Source organism: Streptomyces albidus (ex Kaewkla and Franco 2022) (assembly GCF_013870515.1).
GTDB lineage: Bacteria > Actinomycetota > Actinomycetes > Streptomycetales > Streptomycetaceae > Streptomyces > Streptomyces albidus.
The window spans coordinates 1-17,840 of sequence record NZ_JACBXA010000113.1; the positions used below are offsets into that span (position 1 = coordinate 1).

Annotated in this window: 16 protein-coding genes and 1 riboswitch; of the genes, 10 read left to right on the forward strand and 6 right to left on the reverse strand. The window is 69.0% G+C overall.

Translation table 11 applies throughout. The annotated features are described in order from the left end of the window. The 6 genes from H5J26_RS17490 to H5J26_RS17515 form a co-directional block, all read left to right on the forward strand. Positions 1-977 (forward strand): HD-GYP domain-containing protein (locus H5J26_RS17490; RefSeq protein WP_181766810.1); only part of this gene is annotated, 977 nt, incomplete at its 5' end. After that, positions 974-2,215, forward strand: a complete 1,242-nt coding sequence (locus H5J26_RS17495) for an HD-GYP domain-containing protein (RefSeq protein ID WP_181766811.1) — start codon at positions 974-976, stop codon at positions 2,213-2,215. The genes H5J26_RS17490 and H5J26_RS17495, both read left to right, overlap by 4 nt. Before the next feature lie 174 nt (positions 2,216-2,389). After that, a complete protein-coding gene (locus H5J26_RS17500; protein WP_181766812.1) occupies positions 2,390-3,388 on the forward strand; it encodes a tetratricopeptide repeat protein in 999 nt (332 codons plus the stop codon). A 139-nt stretch (positions 3,389-3,527) separates the two neighbouring features. After that, complete coding sequence (gene def / locus H5J26_RS17505; RefSeq protein WP_181766822.1) at positions 3,528-4,166, forward strand: peptide deformylase; 639 nt, start codon at positions 3,528-3,530, stop codon at positions 4,164-4,166. A gap of 301 nt (positions 4,167-4,467) precedes the next feature. After that, positions 4,468-5,217 carry a D-Ala-D-Ala carboxypeptidase family metallohydrolase gene (locus H5J26_RS17510; protein ID WP_181766813.1) on the forward strand — a complete coding sequence of 250 codons (750 nt, stop codon included), beginning with the start codon at positions 4,468-4,470 and terminating at the stop codon, positions 5,215-5,217. 46 nt (positions 5,218-5,263) lie between these two features. Further along, a complete protein-coding gene (locus H5J26_RS17515; RefSeq protein WP_181766814.1) occupies positions 5,264-5,797 on the forward strand; it encodes a hypothetical protein in 534 nt (177 codons plus the stop codon). Positions 5,798-5,868: 71 nt separating this feature from the next. On the opposite strand, the gene H5J26_RS17520 is transcribed toward H5J26_RS17515, so the two are convergent. From H5J26_RS17520 to H5J26_RS17545, 6 genes are all read right to left on the reverse strand, one after another. Further along, the gene (locus H5J26_RS17520) at positions 5,869-6,945 is read right to left on the reverse strand and encodes a ribonucleotide-diphosphate reductase subunit beta (RefSeq protein ID WP_419183815.1); all 1,077 of its coding nucleotides are present in this window, start codon (positions 6,943-6,945) and stop codon (positions 5,869-5,871) included. Further along, positions 6,936-9,476, reverse strand: a complete 2,541-nt coding sequence (locus H5J26_RS17525; RefSeq protein WP_419183814.1) for a ribonucleoside-diphosphate reductase subunit alpha — start codon at positions 9,474-9,476, stop codon at positions 6,936-6,938. Before H5J26_RS17525 ends, H5J26_RS17520 begins: the two co-directional genes overlap by 10 nt. 123 nt (positions 9,477-9,599) lie before the next feature. Then, positions 9,600-9,791, reverse strand: a riboswitch (cobalamin riboswitch). 13 nt (positions 9,792-9,804) lie between these two features. After that, on the reverse strand, positions 9,805-10,308 hold the full coding sequence (locus tag H5J26_RS17530) for a GNAT family N-acetyltransferase (protein WP_181766815.1): 504 nt from the start codon (positions 10,306-10,308) through the stop codon (positions 9,805-9,807). Between the two features lie 78 nt (positions 10,309-10,386). Next, positions 10,387-12,006: a monocarboxylate uptake permease MctP gene (gene mctP, locus H5J26_RS17535; RefSeq protein WP_181766816.1), complete on the reverse strand. Its 1,620-nt coding sequence runs from the start codon at positions 12,004-12,006 to the stop codon at positions 10,387-10,389. Further along, positions 12,003-12,275 (reverse strand): DUF3311 domain-containing protein, encoded by a 273-nt coding sequence (locus H5J26_RS17540; protein WP_181766817.1) that lies wholly within the window; start codon positions 12,273-12,275, stop codon positions 12,003-12,005. The genes mctP and H5J26_RS17540 overlap by 4 nt, the downstream gene beginning before the upstream one ends. 190 nt (positions 12,276-12,465) lie before the next feature. Then, positions 12,466-13,263, reverse strand: a complete 798-nt coding sequence (locus H5J26_RS17545) for a GntR family transcriptional regulator (protein ID WP_181766818.1) — start codon at positions 13,261-13,263, stop codon at positions 12,466-12,468. Positions 13,264-13,592: 329 nt separating this feature from the next. On the opposite strand from H5J26_RS17545, the gene H5J26_RS17550 reads away from it, so the two are divergent. The 4 genes from H5J26_RS17550 to H5J26_RS17565 all read left to right on the forward strand — a co-directional run. Continuing rightward, positions 13,593-14,861: an extracellular solute-binding protein gene (locus tag H5J26_RS17550; protein ID WP_181766819.1), complete on the forward strand. Its 1,269-nt coding sequence runs from the start codon at positions 13,593-13,595 to the stop codon at positions 14,859-14,861. 177 nt (positions 14,862-15,038) lie between these two features. Beyond that, complete coding sequence (locus H5J26_RS17555) at positions 15,039-16,019, forward strand: carbohydrate ABC transporter permease (RefSeq protein WP_181766820.1); 981 nt, start codon at positions 15,039-15,041, stop codon at positions 16,017-16,019. 8 nt (positions 16,020-16,027) lie between these two features. Further along, on the forward strand, positions 16,028-16,858 hold the full coding sequence (locus tag H5J26_RS17560) for a carbohydrate ABC transporter permease (RefSeq protein WP_181766825.1): 831 nt from the start codon (positions 16,028-16,030) through the stop codon (positions 16,856-16,858). 73 nt (positions 16,859-16,931) lie between these two features. Further along, positions 16,932-17,840 (forward strand): glycoside hydrolase family 3 protein (locus H5J26_RS17565; RefSeq protein WP_181766821.1); only part of this gene is annotated, 909 nt, incomplete at its 3' end.

Consider the following 17,840-nt stretch of genomic DNA (forward strand, 5'->3'; position numbering starts at 1 on the left):
TCTGCGTCGTCGTCACCGCGCTCGACGGAGCCGTCCTGGCCGTGGCCGAGCGCTGTGCGTTGCGTGCGGCCTGGCGGGGCCAGTTCTCGCGGGCCGCGGCGCCGCACCTGCTGCACGGCCTCGTGGGCCTCATGATGGCCGTGCTGTGGCGCAGCCCGTACGGGCCGGTCGCGGCCTTCTTCGTCCTGCTGCCCATGTACATCTGCTGCTGGGTGTTCGCGCAGTACCACCGGGAGCGCGGCGCCCACCAGTCCACGATCCGGGCGCTGGTGCAGGCTGTCGACATCAAGGACCGCTACACGCGCGGCCACAGCGAACGGGTGGGGCGTGCCTCCGTGCTCATCGCGCGCGAACTGGGCATGGACGAGGAACGCACCGAGGCCTTGCGCTTCGCGGGCATCCTCCACGACGTCGGCAAACTCGGCGTGCCCACACGGGTGTTGCGCAAGGAGGGCCCGCTCACCGACGAGGAGCGCCGCGTCATCGAACTGCACCCGGAGTACGGGCACGAGATGGTGCGCGGCATCGGATTTCTGGGAGAGGCGCGTTCGGCGATCCTTCACCACCACGAGCGTCTGGACGGCAGCGGCTATCCGTACGGGCTCGCAGGAGCCGAAATCCCGGAGTTCGCACGGGTGGTGGCGGTCGCCGACGCCTTCGACGCGATGACGTCGACCCGCAGCTACAGGCGTGCGCGGCCGGTGCGTACGGCCGTCGCGGAGCTCCAGCGCTGCGCCGGGACGCAGTTCGACCCGCGGATGGTGGGGGCTCTCGCGAGTGCGCTGGACAGACAGGGATGGTCCCCGGCTGTCACGGCGGACGGGCCGGGCGGGAACGTGCCGGGCGCCCGCGAGCAGTCGGTGAACGGTGCCGAGGCGGGCGCCCTCGCGGCCTCGGACGAGGTGAACGGCCCGCCCCGGCAGATCGGTTCCAGCAGCTCCGGCGCGCACGCCGGCCCGACCCGGCCCCGCACATGAGGCACGCCGTCACTCTGAGCCGTGCCGCGGCGGTGGTGCTGAGCTGCGCCGCGCTGGGGTTCACCCTGTGGCACGGACTCGAACAGCCCGAGGTGGCCCTGGCGTTCGGGCTCGTGATCGCTGTCGGCGAGGCGGTGCGTGTCCAGCTTCCCGGCAGCGACCACGACGGACGCGCGCCCACGAGCGCGCCGTTGGGTTCGGCCGGGGCGCTGGGCTACGCGATGCTGGGAGAGGTCGGCGGCACGCAGAGCACGCACGGCGTCCTCCAGTGCGTCGCCGTCGTGATCGTCGCCGGGCTCGCCGGTGTCGCGCCGTGCGCGGCGCGGGGTTCCTCGATCGCGCCGGACCACGCCGTGCGCGGCGTGCTCGCGGTCGGCTTCGCCGCCACCTGCTTCCAACCCCTCTACAACTCGGGGGTGTTGTCGGAGTGGGTGAGTCGCGGCCCGTACTACGCGCTCTGCCTGCTCGCCGTCACACTGCTGACCGGTCTGTGCGACGCCGTGCTCGCGGCGGTGCTCGCGGCCGGACGGACGGGACGGCCCCTGGGCCCCTTGCTGCGCGGCCAGTTGCGCGCCCGCATCGGGATCGTCCCGGCCATCGCCGCGACCGGGGCGGTCATCGCGCTGGCGGTCGCCGTAGTCGGGCTGTGGGCGCTGCCGGTCTTCTGCGTGCCCTTGTTGCTCACACAGTTCTCGTTCCGGCGCTATGCCTCCGTACGCGCGACGTACCGGCAGACCATCGCCTCTCTGGCCCGCGCCACGGAGGTGGCCGGTTACACACCGCACGGGCACGCGCGCAGAGTGGCCGCGCTCAGTTGCGCGGTGGGGCGCGAGCTGGGCTTGAACGAGCCGGATCTCACCGTGCTGGAGTACGCCGCGCTGATGCACGACATCGGCCAGCTCTCGCTCGTCGATCCGGTGGCCTCAGGGGCCACGGAACAGCTCGATCCCGCCCTGCAGCGCCGTATCGCGCTGCTGGGCGGGGCGGTGGTGCGTCAGACCGGAGTGGCCGCGGAAGTCGCCGTGGTGGTCGAACGGCAGGCAGATCCTTACCGTGACCAGCCGCTCACTGCCCGTATCGTCCGGGCGGTCAACGCGTACGAGGACATGGTCGCCGGGAAGGCTGTTGTGGAGGGCTCGTTGCGGGCGTTGGAGCGCTTGAGGCTGGGGGGCGCCGATGAATACGAACCACGCGTCGTGGAGGCGTTGTCACGGGTGGTGTCGCGAGGCGCAGGGTGAGGCCCGGGTAGTGAGCAGCCCCCCGCGAAGGCATGGTTGGATGCGAGAGGGGAACTGCGGACAGGGCACGGACACCGTGCTCAGAGCGCATGTGCGGCTGGCGCACAGCGCTTCAGTGGCAGGAGCGAGTGCATACGGCAGCCGGTCAACAGGCGGGAACCAGGCGGGAACATCGTGAGGATCTTCGGCAAGGTGCGGCATCGGCCCTCCGCCTCGTGGCGGCAGGCGACCGATCGTGCTTTCACGCTCATCGGTGACGGGCGCTACGAGGATGCGGACACACTGCTGACACAGGCCGCGGACCTGGAGCCGTGGCTCTCCGAGTCCTGGTTCAACCTCGCGTTGCTTCACAAGTTCCGGCACGACTGGGAGCAGGCGCGGGCCGCCGGGCTGCGTGCCGTCGCACTGCTGGAGCGGCAGGCCGGAGCCCCCGACTGGTGGAACGTCGGCATCGCGGCCACGGCCCTGCAGGACTGGCCCCTCGCGCGGCGGGCCTGGCAGGCGTACGGACTGCGCGTGCCCGGGCAGTCGCAGAGCGCAGCGGTGGCCGAACCCGCCGGCATGCAGCTGGGAAGCGCGGCGGTCCGGCTCTCACCCGAGGGCGAGGCCGAAGTCGTGTGGGGTAAGCGAATCGATCCGGCACGCCTGGAGATCCAGAGCATCCCGCTGCCCTCCTCGGGGCGCCGCTGGGGCGAAGTCGTGCTGCACGACGGGGTCCCGCACGGCGAGCGGACCACGAGCGCCGGCCCGTCCTACCCGGTCTTCGACGAGATCGAGCTGTGGGCGCCCTCTCCCGTACCGACGTGGGTGGTGCTGCTCCAGGCCGCCACGGAGGCCGACAGGGACGCGCTGGAGCGGCTCGCGTCGGACGCCGGCTTCGCGGCTGAGGACTGGTCCTCCTCCGTGCGGCTGCTGTGCCGTACCTGTTCGGAGAGCCGGATGCCCTCGGACGAGGGCGACGGCTCGGCACACATCGATCCGCACGACCACAGCTCACCGGGGCATCCGGGCCCGTTGGGGCACATGTCGCCGGGCGGCCCCGGGGACCCGTGGGTCCCGGAACGGGAGTGCGGGCTGGCGGCCCCGGGCGGCCTCGTGAGGGGTCTGCTGGACGGATGGGTCGCCGACAGCCCCGAGTCGCGTGAGTGGCGGGACCTGGAAGAGGTCTGCTGAGTCGTACGTGCCGCGGGCCGTGCCCGTCGGGACCTCCGTCGGGGCAAGGCGGCGGGAGGCGCCGGGCATCCGGCTACGCTGTAGGGCCAGCGTTAGAGATGGTTCGGGTTTCCGGGTGGCGAGGAAGGCAATCGGCGGAATGGCGCAACAGCAGCAGGAGATCAGCGGCGAACAGGGCCTTGGGGGCTTCGTGGACGACACCAGGGACTGCGAGGCGCGTGAGAACGCCCACCGCGAGCGTGGAACCGCCCGTCCGATCACCGTCGTCGGCAACCCGGTGCTGCACAAGGAGTGCCAGGACGTCACCGCGTTCGACGAGGATCTGGCCTCACTCATCGACGACATGTTCGCGAGCCAGCGTGCCGCCGAGGGAGTCGGGCTCGCGGCCAACCAGATCGGCGTGGACCTGAAGGTCTTCGTCTACGACTGCGTGGACGACGAGGGCGTCCGTCACGTGGGAGCCGTGTGCAACCCGGTGCTGGACGAACTCCCCGCCGAGCGCCGCAGTCTGGACGACTCCAACGAGGGCTGCCTCTCCGTGCCCGGCGCCTACGAGTCCCTGGCCCGCCCCGACTACGCCATCGTGCGCGGCCAGGACGCGGAGGGGGAGCCGATCGCCGTCGAGGGGACGGGCTACTTCGCCCGTTGCCTCCAGCACGAGACGGACCACCTCTACGGCTACCTCTACATCGACCGGCTCTCGAAGCGGGAGCGCAAGGACGCCCTCCGGCAGATGGAGGAGGGCACGCCGCGGTACGAGACCGTGCCCAACGACTGAGGTACGTGCGGGAGTCGGCTCCCGAGACGTGATGCGATACGCCGCCCCGCGCAGCATGCGGGGCGGCGTCGTCGTGTGAACGGGGCGGGGGGCGCCGCCTGTCACGCCCGGTGGGATGCCGCTCAGGCTGCCACGCGATGCCGGAATCGCTCCGAACTCCCCGTCCCGTCTGCGTAGTTGCCCGGAGGGGACGCCGTCCTCATTCAGTGGCCTTGTCCATTGGCATTTCCTGCTCGTTGTTGACGCCTTCACCATGTCACGACAAGCTCTGGTGTCACTCCCCACATTTCATGGAGGCACCATGCCCCGGCGTACGGTCAGAACCGTGCTGGCGCTTGTCATGGTCGCGGCAGCTTTGCTGGTGGGATCGGCCGCCAGCGCGACCGCCGGACCGGCAGCAGCAGCCGACGGCTGCTACACATGGACCCGCGATCTGGCTCAGGGCGCCTCCGGGGACGACGTCACGCAGCTCCAGGTGCGGATCTCCGGCTACCCGGCCAGCGGCGAGGTCATCACCGTCGACGGCCAGTTCGGTCCGGCGACCAAGGCCGCCGTCACACGCTTCCAGCAGGCCTACGGGCTGACCGCGAACGGCACCGCCGGAGCCGCGACGTACCAGAAGATCTACGAACTGCAGGACGACGACTGCTCCCCGGTCCACTTCGACTTCAGCGAGTTGAACAACTGCAACTCCGACTGGAGCGGCGGAGCCGTCAGCGCCGCACAGGCCAAGTCCAACGCGCTGCGCACCATGTGGAAGCTGGAAGCGATGCGTCACTCCCTCGGCGACCAGCCGTTGAGGGTCACCAGCGGATTCCGCTCCAAGGCGTGCAACGACCAGGTGGGCGGGGCGCCTTCGAGCCGGCACCTCTACGGTGACGCGGCCGACCTCGGCGCCGGATCCCACTCGCTGTGCACGATGGCCAAGGAGGCGCGCAACCGCGGCTTCCACGGCATCCTCGGGCCGGGCTACCCCGGCCACGACGACCACACCCATGTGGACCACCGCTCCAGCAAGTACTGGGACGCGCCCGACTGCGGCGTCTCCTGAACCTTGCCCCACCTCTGCCGATGACCAGGAAGGAAATCAACCCCCCATGAACAAGACCATGTTGCGAGCCGCGATCGGCGCTTCGACGCTGGCACTCGCGATCTTCTCCACGGCCTACGCCGCCGAGGCCGGCGAAGCCCCCGCCAAGGCCAAGGAAGCTGCTCCGCTGGCCAAGCTGAGCCACTCCCAGGCTGCGAGCCAGCTGAGCGGAGCCGGCATCAGCATCACCTCCAGCGGTGGCTGCAGCGACCGGAACAAGCCCAACTGCACCTCGCTGGACCAGGTCAACTCGGCCACGATCCAGGGCGCCATCACGCTCAAGGGCGCCAGCGGCTGCGCCCTGACCGTCACCGGCGGCACCGAGACGGGTCACGCGGACGGCACCTACAGCCACTGGAACGGCTACAAGCTCGACTTCCACATGACGAGCTGCGTGACCAACTACGTCAAGAACACCTTCACCTCCATCGGTGGAAACAAGTGGCAGTCCGGCTCGGGGAACATCTACTTCGACGAGGGCAACCACTGGGACGTGACGTTCCACAACTGCGGTGGCTGCCTCAAGGGCGGCAAGGGCTGACACCCGCCGTCACTCGGTGAGCGAGGGGGCCGCGCCGACAGCGCGGCCCCCTTTCCCGTGCCTTGACGTGCTCAGAAGTCGTCGTCGAAGGAGACCGAACCCTCCACGGCGACCTGATAGGCGGAGGCACGCCGTTCGAAGAAGTTGGTCAGCTCCTGCACGTTCTGAAGCTCCATGAACGAGAAGGGGTTGCCGGCGCCGTACCGCGCGGGGAAGCCCAGCCGGACGAGGCGCTGGTCGGCCACCGCCCGCAGATACTCCCTCATCGACTCGGTGTTCATCCCCGGCATCCCGTCCCCGCACAGATCGCGGGCGAACTGGAGCTCCGCCTCGACGGCTTCCTCCAGCATCTGCGTCACCTCCTTCTCCAGCTCGGCGTCGAAGAGTTCGGGCTCTTCGCTGCGCACCGTGTCCACGACGTCGAAGGCGAAGGCCATGTGCATCGACTCGTCGCGGAAGACCCAGTTGGTGCCGGTGGCCAGCCCGTGCAGGAGGCCGCGGGAGCGGAACCAGTAGACGTAGGCGAAGGCACCGTAGAAGAAGAGCCCCTCGATGCAGGCCGCGAAGCAGATCAGATTGAGCAGGAAACGCCTACGGTCGGCCCTGCTCTCCAGCCTGTCGATCCTGCTCTCGCCCTCGCCGCCCTCCATCGCCGCCATCCAGCGGAAGCAGAACTGCGCCTTCTCGCGGATGGACGGGATGTTCTCCACGGCCGCGAACGCCTCCGCCCGCTCGTCCACGTCGGGCAGGTAGGTGTCCAGGAGGGTCAGATAGAACTGGACGTGGACGGCCTCCTCGAAGAGCTGCCGCGAGAGATACAGGCGCGCCTCGGGGGAGTTGATGTGCTTGTAGAGGGAGAGCACGAGATTGTTCGCCACGATCGAGTCACCGGTGGCGAAGAAGGCGACGAGACGGCTGATCATGTGCTGCTCGCCGGGGGTGAGCTTGGCGAGGTCGGAGACGTCGGAGTGGAGATCGACCTCCTCGACGGTCCAGGTGTTCTTGATGGCGTCGCGGTAGCGGTCGTAGAAGCCGGGATAGCGCATGGGGCGCAGGGTCAGCTCGAAACCGGGGTCGAGCAGGTTCCCGGTGGTGCCGACCGTGGTCTCGGTGGCGGGTCCGGTGCTGGCGCTGGTCGTCACTGGCATGCCTCGCATGTCTCGGGGTCCTCAAGGGAGCAGGCGGTGGCCTCGTCCACGGCGGTCACATCGGCGGCACCGGCCGGGGCGTGTGCGCTCTCGCGCGCTTCGTAAGTCCCGGCGGGCTCAGGGGTGTTCGCCGCGTCGCGCCCCCGGGCCTTGGGGATCCCGGTGGCGGCCGAGGCGCCGGCCGCGCGGGCGATACGGGTCGCCGGGCGCGAACGCAGGTAGTACGTCGTCTTGATGCCGCGCTTCCAGGCATAGGCGTACATCGAGCTGAGCTTGCCGATCGTGGGTGCCGCCATGAACAGGTTGAGCGACTGGCTCTGGTCGATGTACGGGGTGCGGTCCGCGGCCATGTCGATCAGTGAACGCTGAGGCAGCTCCCACGCGGTGCGGTAGAGCCGGCGGACATCCTCGGGCACCCAGCCGAGCTCCTGTACGGAACCGGCCGAGTCGCGCAGGGCCTCGCGGGCACGCTCGTCCCACAGCCCGAGCCGCTTCAACTCCGCGACCAGGTAGGCGTTCACCTGAAGGAACTCCCCGCTGAGCGTCTCCCGCTTGAAGAGGTTGGAGACCTGCGGCTCGATGCACTCGTACACGCCCGCGATCGCGGCGATGGTGGCGGTCGGCGCGATGGCCAGCAGCAGCGAATTGCGCATCCCCGTACGGGCGATCCGGGCGCGCAGCGCCTCCCAGCGCTCCGGCCAGGCGGCCTCCGCCTCCGGGTAGTGGTCCGGATGCAGGACGCCGCGCGCCGTGCGGGTCTTCGACCATGACGGGTGGGGGCCGTGCCGCTCCGCGAGGCCGGCGCTGGTCTCGTACGCGGCGAGCATCACCCGCTCCGAGATGCGGGAGGAGAGCTCACGTGCCGCATCGGAGTCGAAGGGCAGGCGCAGCCGGAAGAAGACGTCCTGCAGGCCCATCAGGCCCAGACCGACCGGGCGCCAGCGGGAGTTGGAACGCCCGGACTGCTCGGTCGGATAGAAGTTGACGTCCACGACCCGGTCGAGGAACGTCACGGCCGTACGGACAGTGGCGTCCAGACGCTCCCAGTCCATCTCGCCGTCGTCGCCCAGGTGGGCGGCGAGGTTGACGGAGCCCAGGTTGCACACCGCCGTCTCGGAGTCGTCCGTGACCTCCAGGATCTCCGTGCACAGATTCGAGGAGTGCACGACGCTGCCGGGCTCCGCGGTCTGGTTCGCGGTGCGGTTGGCGGCGTCCTTGAACGTCATCCAGCCGTTCCCGGTCTGCGCGAGGGTGCGCATCATGCGGGAGTAGAGCTGGCGGGCCTTCACCTGCTTGACGAAGCGTCCTTCGGACTCCGCCCGCCGGTAGGCGGCGTCGAACTCCTCTCCCCACAGGTCGACCAGCTCCGGCGCGTCCGAGGGGGAGAAGAGGGACCAGTCGCCGTCGGCCTCGACCCTGCGCATGAACTCGTCCGGGATCCAGTGGGCGAGGTTGAGGTTGTGCGTGCGGCGGGCCTCCTCGCCCGTGTTGTCGCGCAGTTCCAGGAACTCCTCGATGTCCGCGTGCCACGTCTCCAGGTAGACGCAGGCCGCGCCCTTGCGCCGGCCGCCCTGATTCACGGCGGCGACCGAGGAGTCCAGGGTGCGCAGGAACGGCACGATGCCGCCCGAGTGCCCGTTGGTCCCGCGGATGAGTGAACCCCGCGCCCGGATGCGGGAGTAGGACAGACCGATGCCTCCGGCGTGCTTGGAGAGGCGCGCGACCTCCTGGTAGCGCTGGTAGATCGAGTCCAGCTCGTCCAGGGGCGAGTCCAGCAGGTAGCAGGACGACATCTGGGCGTGCCTGGTGGCGGAGTTGAAGAGCGTGGGGGAGGAGGGCAGGTAGGCGAGCGAGCTGGTCAGCCGGTACAGCTCGGCGACCTCGTCGACGGCCTCGGCCGACTCGTCGGCCGCCAGGCCGCAGGCGACCCGCAGCAGGAAGTGCTGGGGGGTCTCGATCACTTGGCGGTTCGTGGGGTGCCTCAGGAGGTAGCGCGAGTGCACCGTACGCAGCCCGAAGTACCCGAAGCGGTCGTCGGCTCCGTCCGCCGTCGCCTGATCCACCAGGGCGTCCAGCCGGTCCGCGTGCGCACGTACGAATGCGGCTGCGGTGTCCGAGATCAGGCCCTCCCGGTGCCCGGTCGCGATGGACGCGGAGAAGGACGTGGCCCCCTGGCCGCCGGCCTCCTCGCGGATCGCGAGCGTGAGCAGCCGGGCCGCGAGCTGTGAGTACGCGGGCTCCTCACCGATCAGCCCCGCGGCCTCCTCCGCCGCGAGAGCGCGCAACTCGGCTCCTCCCGCACCTTGTTGACCGCCGCGGAGCGCCGCGGTCGCGACGCGACGCGGGTCGGTGCCGTGCAGGTCGGCGGTCAGCTCGGTGAGGGTGCGGAGCAGCGCCTCCGACTGCTCGCGGCCGGACTTCGAGCCGTCCGCGCCGGCGCTCTCGACGCCACCGGGTGGTGGGGTGGAGCCGGTCTTGGAGGAGTGGCCGGAGGCCGCCGCTGAGGCGGGATCGGCGGGTGCGATGGTCACGGGATGTGCTCTCCCTCGCTCGGATGGGATCACGAGGGAGTGCGCACGGCGAATGCTCGCGGGCAGGCCGCATCAGGCAGCGGCCCAACTCGCAGCGCCCACCGGTCCATCCCTCGGAACCCGGACGTCTTCGACACCACCGGCAGGCATTCGGACTTGCGACGGCCGATCCCCCCGCCCGCAAAACGGGATGGAGCAGCACGTCGCACACCGTTGCGGGACAGTTCCGGACTTGCACCGGATTCCCCTGCGCGGCAGCGAGGACGAGCATACATCTAGTGGCGATCCTCGCGAACCGCCACCACATCTAGTGTCGACTGTGGGGAGTTCACAGCTCCAGAGCGAAGGTGATCAGCGAGGGGTAGCCCTCCAGCGGAGACCAGTCCTTCTCCGGGGTGCGGGCGAACCCCAGCCTCTCGTACAGCCGGTGGGCCGTCCTCATCCGCCGGTGGCTGGAGAGCACGAGCCGCCTCAGACCGCGCTCGCGTGCCCGCTCTGCGCACGCCCGCACCAGGGCCTCGCCGACTCCCCGCCCGCGGCTCCCGGGCGCGACGGCCAGCATCCGGAACTCGCCGTCGCCCTCTTCCGCGATCTCCGCGTACTCCTCGCCGTACGCTGCGAACGCCACCGCCCCCAGGGCCCGGTCCGAGGCTGCGTCTGCGGCGACCAGCATCTCCGCGTGCTCGGCGCGGTGCCGCGCATCCCGCAGCCGGTCCAGATACGAGTCGGCCTCGCCGAAGTCCAGCAGGTCGTCCTCCAGGTAGGCGCGCGCCGTCAGCTCGCCGACGGCCTCCAGCTCATCGGGCAGCGCAAGTCTGATCCTCAAGTCCATGGAGGCGAGCATGCCGCACCCCGCTGACAATCGCGCTGTCAGCGGGGTGCGGCATGCTGAAGGGTGACGAGGAAGGGATCAGGGCGCCGCCGTCGGGGCGGGCAACTCCTCCTTCACGCCCGGGTCTCCCGCGTCCGCGGTGTAGTCGGAGGGGCGCGTCTCGTCGATTCCGTCCGGGGCCTTCAGGGCCCGCAGCACGAAGGTGAGTACGACGGCGACCACCGCGTTGAGCACGAAGGCGGTGAGGCCGATGTATCCCATCTGCCCGATGCCCGGGATGATGTCGTTCGAGCCGCCGAAGTGCTTCTGGACCGGCGAGGAGACGTTGTAGGCCGTGATCGTGCCGTAGAGCATGCCGACCGCCCAGCCGGCGAGCAGTGCCCAGCGGTGGAACCAGCGCGTGAACAGGCCGCCGACCAGGGACGGGAACGTCTGGAGGATCCAGATCCCGCCCAGCAGCTGGAAGTTGATCGCGACCGTCTTGTCCATGCCCAGCACGAAGACCAGCGCGCCGACCTTCACCAGCAGCGACACGATCTTGGAGACCTTGGTCTCCTGCGCCGGGGTCGCGTCCGGCCGGATGAAGTCCTTGTAGATGTTCCGGGTGAAGAGGTTCGCCGCGGCGATCGACATGATGGCGGCCGGTACGAGCGCGCCGATGCCGATGGCGGCGAAGGCCACGCCCGCGAACCAGTCCGGGAACATGTTCTCGAAGAGCTGCGGAATCGCCAGCTGCCCGTTCTCCACCTTGATCCCGGCCGCGATCGCCATGAAGCCGAGCAGCGCCAGCAGCCCGAGCATCAGCGAGTACAGCGGCAGGATGGTGGTGTTCCGGCGGATCACGTTGCGGCTGCCGCTCGAAAGAGTGGCCGTGATGGAGTGCGGATACATGAAGAGCGCGAGGGCGGAGCCGAACGCCAGAGTGGCGTACGCCCACTGGTTGTTCGGTCCGCTGAACAGTTCGCCCTTCGGCTTCCCCGTGGCCGGGTTGTTCTGCGAGAGCGCCTCGCCCGCCTTGGCGAAGATGTCGTCGAAGCCGCCGAGCTTGACGGGGATGTAGATGATCGCCACCACGATGACGATGTAGATGAGCGTGTCCTTGACGAACGCGATCAGCGCGGGCGCCCGCAGTCCCGACGAGTAGGTGTAGGCGGCCAGCACGGCGAAGGCGATCAGCAGCGGCAGGTCCTTGAGGAACCAGTGCGTCGACTCGCTGCCGCCGACGCCCATGACGTCGAGCACCGCCTGGATGCCCACGAGCTGGAGTGCGATGTAGGGCATCGTCGCGAGGATGCCGGTCACCGCGACCGCGAGCGAGAGCCCCTTGGAGCCGAACCGTCCGCGTACGAAGTCCGAGGTCGTCACGTAGCCGTGGCGGTGCGAGACCGACCACAGCCGGGGCAGGAAGGTGAAGATCAGCGGGTAGACGAGAATGGTGTACGGGACGGCGAAGAAGCCGGCCGCGCCCGCCGCGTAGATCGCCGCCGGAACGGCCACGAAGGTGTACGCGGTGTAGAGGTCACCACCGAGCAGGAACCAGGTGACCCATGTGCCGAAGCTCCGCCCGCCCAGGCCCCATTCGTCGAGGCTGTTGCTGTTCTCCGCCTTGCGCCAGCGGGCGGCGAGGAAGCCCATCGCCGTGACGAGGACGAAGAAGAAGATGAAGACCGCAAGTGCGGTGCCGTTGACTCCACTCATCGGGCATCGCCCTCTCGCTGTGCGCGCCGCTTGGCGTCTTCACGCTTGACGAGCTTGTACGCGGTCATCGTCAGCACGGCGGACAAAGGCACCCAGAGCATCTGGTACCAGTAGAAGAAGGGCAGGCCGATGAAGGTCGGTTCGACGCGGGCGTAGGAGCCCACCCACAGCATGGCGATGAACGGGACGAACAGGCACAGCCCGATGACCACTCGCGTCGGTGTGATGACGGGCGACTCGGTCTCTTGTGATTCGGGTGGCGCTGGCATGCCGGGGCTCCGTCCGTCGGGAATCTCCTGTCGAGATGCGCAGGAAATCTAAACGAGCGGCTCGCTCCCCGTCACTACCTGCACGGATAACGGAACAGCACCTTTTGGCCGTGCGGTAGCGGAAGCCCCCGCATCAGTGAGCCGTCCCGCCAGGAGCGGTCGCAGCCGTTCTGGGGCTTTCGTGGCACTGTCAGCCGTCTTGTCCGTGCCGTGGCCGCTGGAGGTTGGCCACGAACTTGTAGCGGTCGCCCCGGTAGACGGAACGGACCCATTCGACGGGCTCGCCCTCGGTGTCGAGCGAGTGCCGGGAGAGCATCAGCATCGGCAGGCCCACGTCCGTACCCAGCAGCCCGGCTTCGCGCGGCGTGGCGAGTGAGGTCTCGATGGTCTCCTCGGCCTCGGCGAGATGGATGCCGTAGACCTCTGCGAGCGCGGTGTAGAGCGAGGTGTACTTCACCAGGCTGCGGCGCAGCGCGGGGAAGCGCCGCTGCGAGAGGTGCGTCGTCTCTATCGCCATGGGTTCGCCGCTGGCCAGCCGCAGCCGCTCGATGCGCAGCACGCGCCCGCCGGACGCGATGTCCAGGGCGACGGCGAGGCGGTCGTCGGCGGTGACGTAGCCGATGTCCAGCAGCTGTGAGGTGGGTTCGAGGCCCTGGGCGCGCATGTCCTCCGTGTAGGAGGTCAGTTGCAACGCCTGGGAGACCTTGGGCTTGGCGACGAAGGTGCCCTTGCCCTGGATGCGCTCCAGCCGTCCCTCGACGACGAGTTCCTGCAGCGCCTGCCGCACGGTCGTACGCGAGGTGTCGAACTCACTCGCCAGCGTGCGTTCGGGAGGGACGGGCGTGCCGGGCGGCATCGTCTCGGTCATCTCCAGCAAGTGCCGCTTGAGCCGGTAGTACTTGGGCACGCGAGCGGTCCGCGCGCCGCCGTTTCCGCTTCCGGACTCCGGCTCTGCCGCGGCTGTGACCGCGCCCCCGTCCGTGCTCATGGCTCGCCTTCCCGTCTCTCCTCGTACTGCCGTCACCGGCTTGCTCCGTGTACGCGGCTCGTGCTCAACGCCCCGTTCCCGGCACCGTTTCGGGCGCAGGCCCGGAAGGCTCGGCGGGTGCCCTTCCGGCTCCCGGCCTGGACTCCGGTTCTGCTTCGCGGCTCACATCGTGGCACGGAGGCGGGTGTACAGGACTCTCCCGCCCAGATGTCGTTCCGATAACGGAACCTGCGGCGGGCTTTCTGCACCGTTGACACCCCAATAGGTCTAGGCCAAGCTGCGGACTGGTCTAAACCATTAAGCCACATCGGTGCGTTGGGGAGGGTGCTGTGAAGCGAAGACTCTTGGTCGCGGCGGGGATCGCGGCTGCGATGACGGGTGTTGCCGCATGCGGATCCGGCGGCGAGTCCAACTCTGGTGCGGACGGCTTCAAGGGACAGACCCTCACTTTGTGGGCGATGGACGGCTCGACGCCCAAGCAGTGGGAGAAGGATGTAAGGGCGGCATTCGAGAAGAAGACGGGCGCCAAGCTGAAGCTCGAAGTCCAGCAATGGAACGGCATCCAGCAGAAGATCACCACTGCCCTCTCCGAATCGGACCCGCCGGACGTCATCGAGGTCGGGAACACCCAGACGCCCGCCTACGCGAAGACGGGCGGCCTCGCGGAACTCGGCGATCTGAAGAAGAGCATCGGCGCGGACTGGACGAAGTCCGTCAACGAGTCGGCCGTATACGGCGGAAAGCAGTACGCGGCCCCCTGGTACACGGTCAACCGCACCGTCATCTACAACAAGAAGATCTGGGCGGAGGCCGGGATCAAGAAGACCCCGAAGACCCGCGCCGACTTCTTCGAAGCCCTCGACACGATCGAGAAGAAGACCGACGCCGAGCCGATCTATCTGCCCGGCCAGAACTGGTACTTCTTCGACGGCCTCCTCATCGGCAAGGACGCCGGCCTGGTCAAGAAGCGGGGCGGCAAGTGGGTCTCCAACCTCGCGGATCCCGATGTGGGCGAGGCCATGAAGATCTACGCCAAGTACGCGTCGTACTCCGAGGCCCCCCAGGACAAGGACGAGGCCACCCCGCAGCAGGCGGAGGTCTTCGCCAAGGGCAAGACCGGCGCCTTCATAGGACTGGGCTGGGAGGCGGGGACCGCCGTCGAGGCCAACCCGAAGATCAAGAAGGACATCGGCTACTTCACCATCCCCGGTGAGAGCGCCTCGAAGCCGGAAGGCGTCTTCCTCGGCGGCTCGAACCTGGCCGTCGCCGCGGGCAGCGAGAAGCAGGAACTCGCAAAGGAGTTCCTCAAGATCGCGCTCTCGGACAAGTTCGAGGGCGCGCTCGCCGAGGAGGGCGGTGTGATCCCCAACAAGCCCTCCCTGCAAGGGAAGGTCGAGGGCAACGAGGCCGCGGAGGCCGCCGCCCCCGCCGTGGCTGGAGGAGGACTCACGCCGCTGATCCCGCAGTGGGCCGCCGTGGAGAACCCGCCGAACCCCGTGAAGAGCTATATGACGGCGGTTCTGAAGGGCAAGCCGCACGCCGAGGCCGCCAAGTCGGTCGAGGACGACATCAACAAGCGGCTCTCGCAGAAGCAGTAGCGGCCGCCGACAGCCGCAGGGCCGGCTGCCGGGGCGTGGGCAGTCGCGTTGCCGGAGGGGGCGGCGCGACTGTCCACGCCCCGGCAGCCCGTACGGCGCCACCGCACCCCTGTCCGTCCGGCGGGGCGCAACGGCCGGGCGGCGAACCGCTCTTCGACCACGTGAGCTGGAGCAGAGATGTCAGTGCAGACCCACGAGGCGCCACCGCCGGTGCGAAGCACACCCCGGCAGCCTCATCCTGAGGACGGACCGCGGGGTAAGCCCGACCCGCGCGGCGGCGGACTGCCCTATCTGCTGCTGCTTCCCGCGCTCGCGGCGACCGCCGTCCTCCTCGGCTGGCCGCTGGTGACGAACGGCCTGCTGTCCTTCCAGAACCTCAACATGGCGCAGCTGATCCAGCACGTCACCGAGTGGACCGGTACGGACAACTACCGGGACACGCTGGGCAGTGAGGACTTCTGGCGGGTCACCCTGAGGTCGGTCCTCTTCACCGTCGTCAACGTCTTCCTGATCATGCTGTGCGGCACGCTGACCGGTCTGCTGCTCGCCCGGCTCGGTTCCCGCATGCGGCTGCTGCTGTCCGTGGGGCTCGTACTCGCCTGGGCGATGCCCGTCATCGCGGGGACCACCGTCTACCAATGGCTGTTCGCCCAGCGCTTCGGCGTCGTCAACTGGGTCCTGGACGCAGCCGGTTTCCACTCCATGGCCGACTACAACTGGACGGGCGGGCAGCTGTCGACGTTCTTCGTCATCTCGCTGCTCATCGTCTGGACGTCCGTCCCGTTCGTCGCCGTCAACCTCTACGCGGCGACCACGACCATCCCCCGCGAGCTGTACGAAGCGGCAGCACTGGACGGGGCGAGCGCCCGGCAGAGCTTCATGACCGTCACGCTGCCCTTCCTCAAGCCGTTCCTCCTGGTCACGACGTTCCTCGAAGTCATCTGGATCTTCAAGGCGTTCCCGCACATCTTCGCGATCAACGAGGGCGGCCCGGACCGTCTCACCGAGACCCTCCCCGTCTACGCCTTCGTCGAGGGCGTCGGCAACCAGCACTACGGCATGGGGGCCGCCATCTCCGTGCTCACGATCCTGATCCTGCTGGCGCTGATGTCGTACCACCTGCGTCTGGCCATGAGGCAAGAGGAGGACGAGCTGTGAGCCGAACGGTGAAAGGCCGGCTGTTCACACGGCTTTGGCCCAACGCGACGGCGCTCCTGCTCTTCACGGGATTCGTCTTCCCGGTCTACTGGATGTTCAGCACGGCACTGAAGCCCGACAGCGACATCATCAGCGAGGAACCGGTCTGGTTCCCCTCCAGCCCCACGTTCGAGCACTTCGCCACGGTCGTACGGGCCGAGAACTTCTGGTCGCTCGTGCGCAATTCGGTGACCGTCACGCTTCTCGCGGTCGGACTGTCGCTGCTCATCGCGCTCTTCGCGGCGTTCGCCCTCGCGAGGATGCGGTTCAGGGGGCGGAGGAGCGTTGTCCTGACCTTCATGGTCGCGCAGATGGCGCCGTGGGAGGTCATGGTCATCGCGATCTACATGACCGTGCGGGACGCCGACATGCTCAACAGCCTCGTGCCGCTCACGCTCTTCTACACGGTCATGGTGCTGCCGCTGACGATCCTCACACTGCGCAGCTACGTCGCCGCCGTGCCGAAGGAGCTGGAGGAGTCGGCGATGGTGGACGGCTGCGGCCGGACCCAGGCGTTCCGCAAGGTGATCTTTCCGCTGCTCGCCCCCGGCCTCATGGCGACCTCGCTGTTCGGATTCATCACCGCGTGGAACGAGTTCCCGATGGTGCTCATCCTGAACAAGGACCCGCACGCCCAGACGCTGCCCCTGTGGCTCTCCCGGTTCCAGACCGCTTTCGGGGACGACTGGGGAGCGACCATGGCCGCCGCCTCGCTCTTCGCACTGCCGATCCTGCTGCTCTTCCTCTACCTGCAGCGCAAGGCGGTAGGCGGACTCACAGCCGGGGCGGTGAAGGGATAGGCACGCCTCCACCCGCTCCCACCCGCCCGCCTTCTCCCAGCGAGAGGCCATCAGTGAAGGGACAATGCGCCACATGACCACGCTCGCAACCGACACCGAGAGCCTCACCCGGGACGCCCTCGCCGTGCTGCAGCCCGGATTCACGGGCACCAGTGCGCCCGACTGGCTGCTGCGGCAGCTCGGCGAAGGTCTCACAGCCGTCGGTCTGTTCGGCCGCAACATCGCCTCCTCCGAGCAGCTGGCCGCCCTCACCGAACAGCTGCGCGGCGTACGGCCCGAGGTGCTGGTGGCCATCGACGAGGAGGGCGGGGACGTGACCCGGCTGGAGGCCCGTACGGGGTCCTCCTTCCCCGGCAACCTCGCCCTCGGCCACGTCGACGACCCGGACCTCACCAGGGCAGTCGCGCACGAACTGGGCCGCCGGCTCGCCGCCTGCGGCGTCAACCTCAACTGGGCGCCCTCCGCCGACGTCAACTCCAACCCGGACAACCCCGTCATCGGCGTGCGCTCCTTCGGCGACGACCCCCGGCTGGTCGCCCGGCACACCGTCGCCTACATCGAAGGGCTGCAGCAGGCGGGCGTCGCCGCGTGCGTCAAGCACTTCCCCGGGCACGGCGACACCGCCGTCGACTCCCACCACGCGATGCCCCGGATCGACGCCGACATGAACACGCTCCACGAGCGCGAACTCGTCCCCTTCCGGGCCGCGATCGCCGCGGGCAGCAAGGGCGTGATGAGCGCACACATCCTGCTGCCCGCTCTCGACGCCACCCTGCCCGGCACGCTCAGCCCCGCGGCCCTCACCGGCCTCCTCCGCGCGCCGGTCGAGGAAGGCGGCCTCGGCTACAGCGGCCTGATCGTCACGGACGGAATGGAGATGCAGGCCATCACCGGCACGTACGGCCTCGAGCGGGGCAGCGTCCTCGCCCTCGCCGCGGGCGCCGACGCCGTGTGCGTCGGCGGGGGACTGGCCGACGAGGAG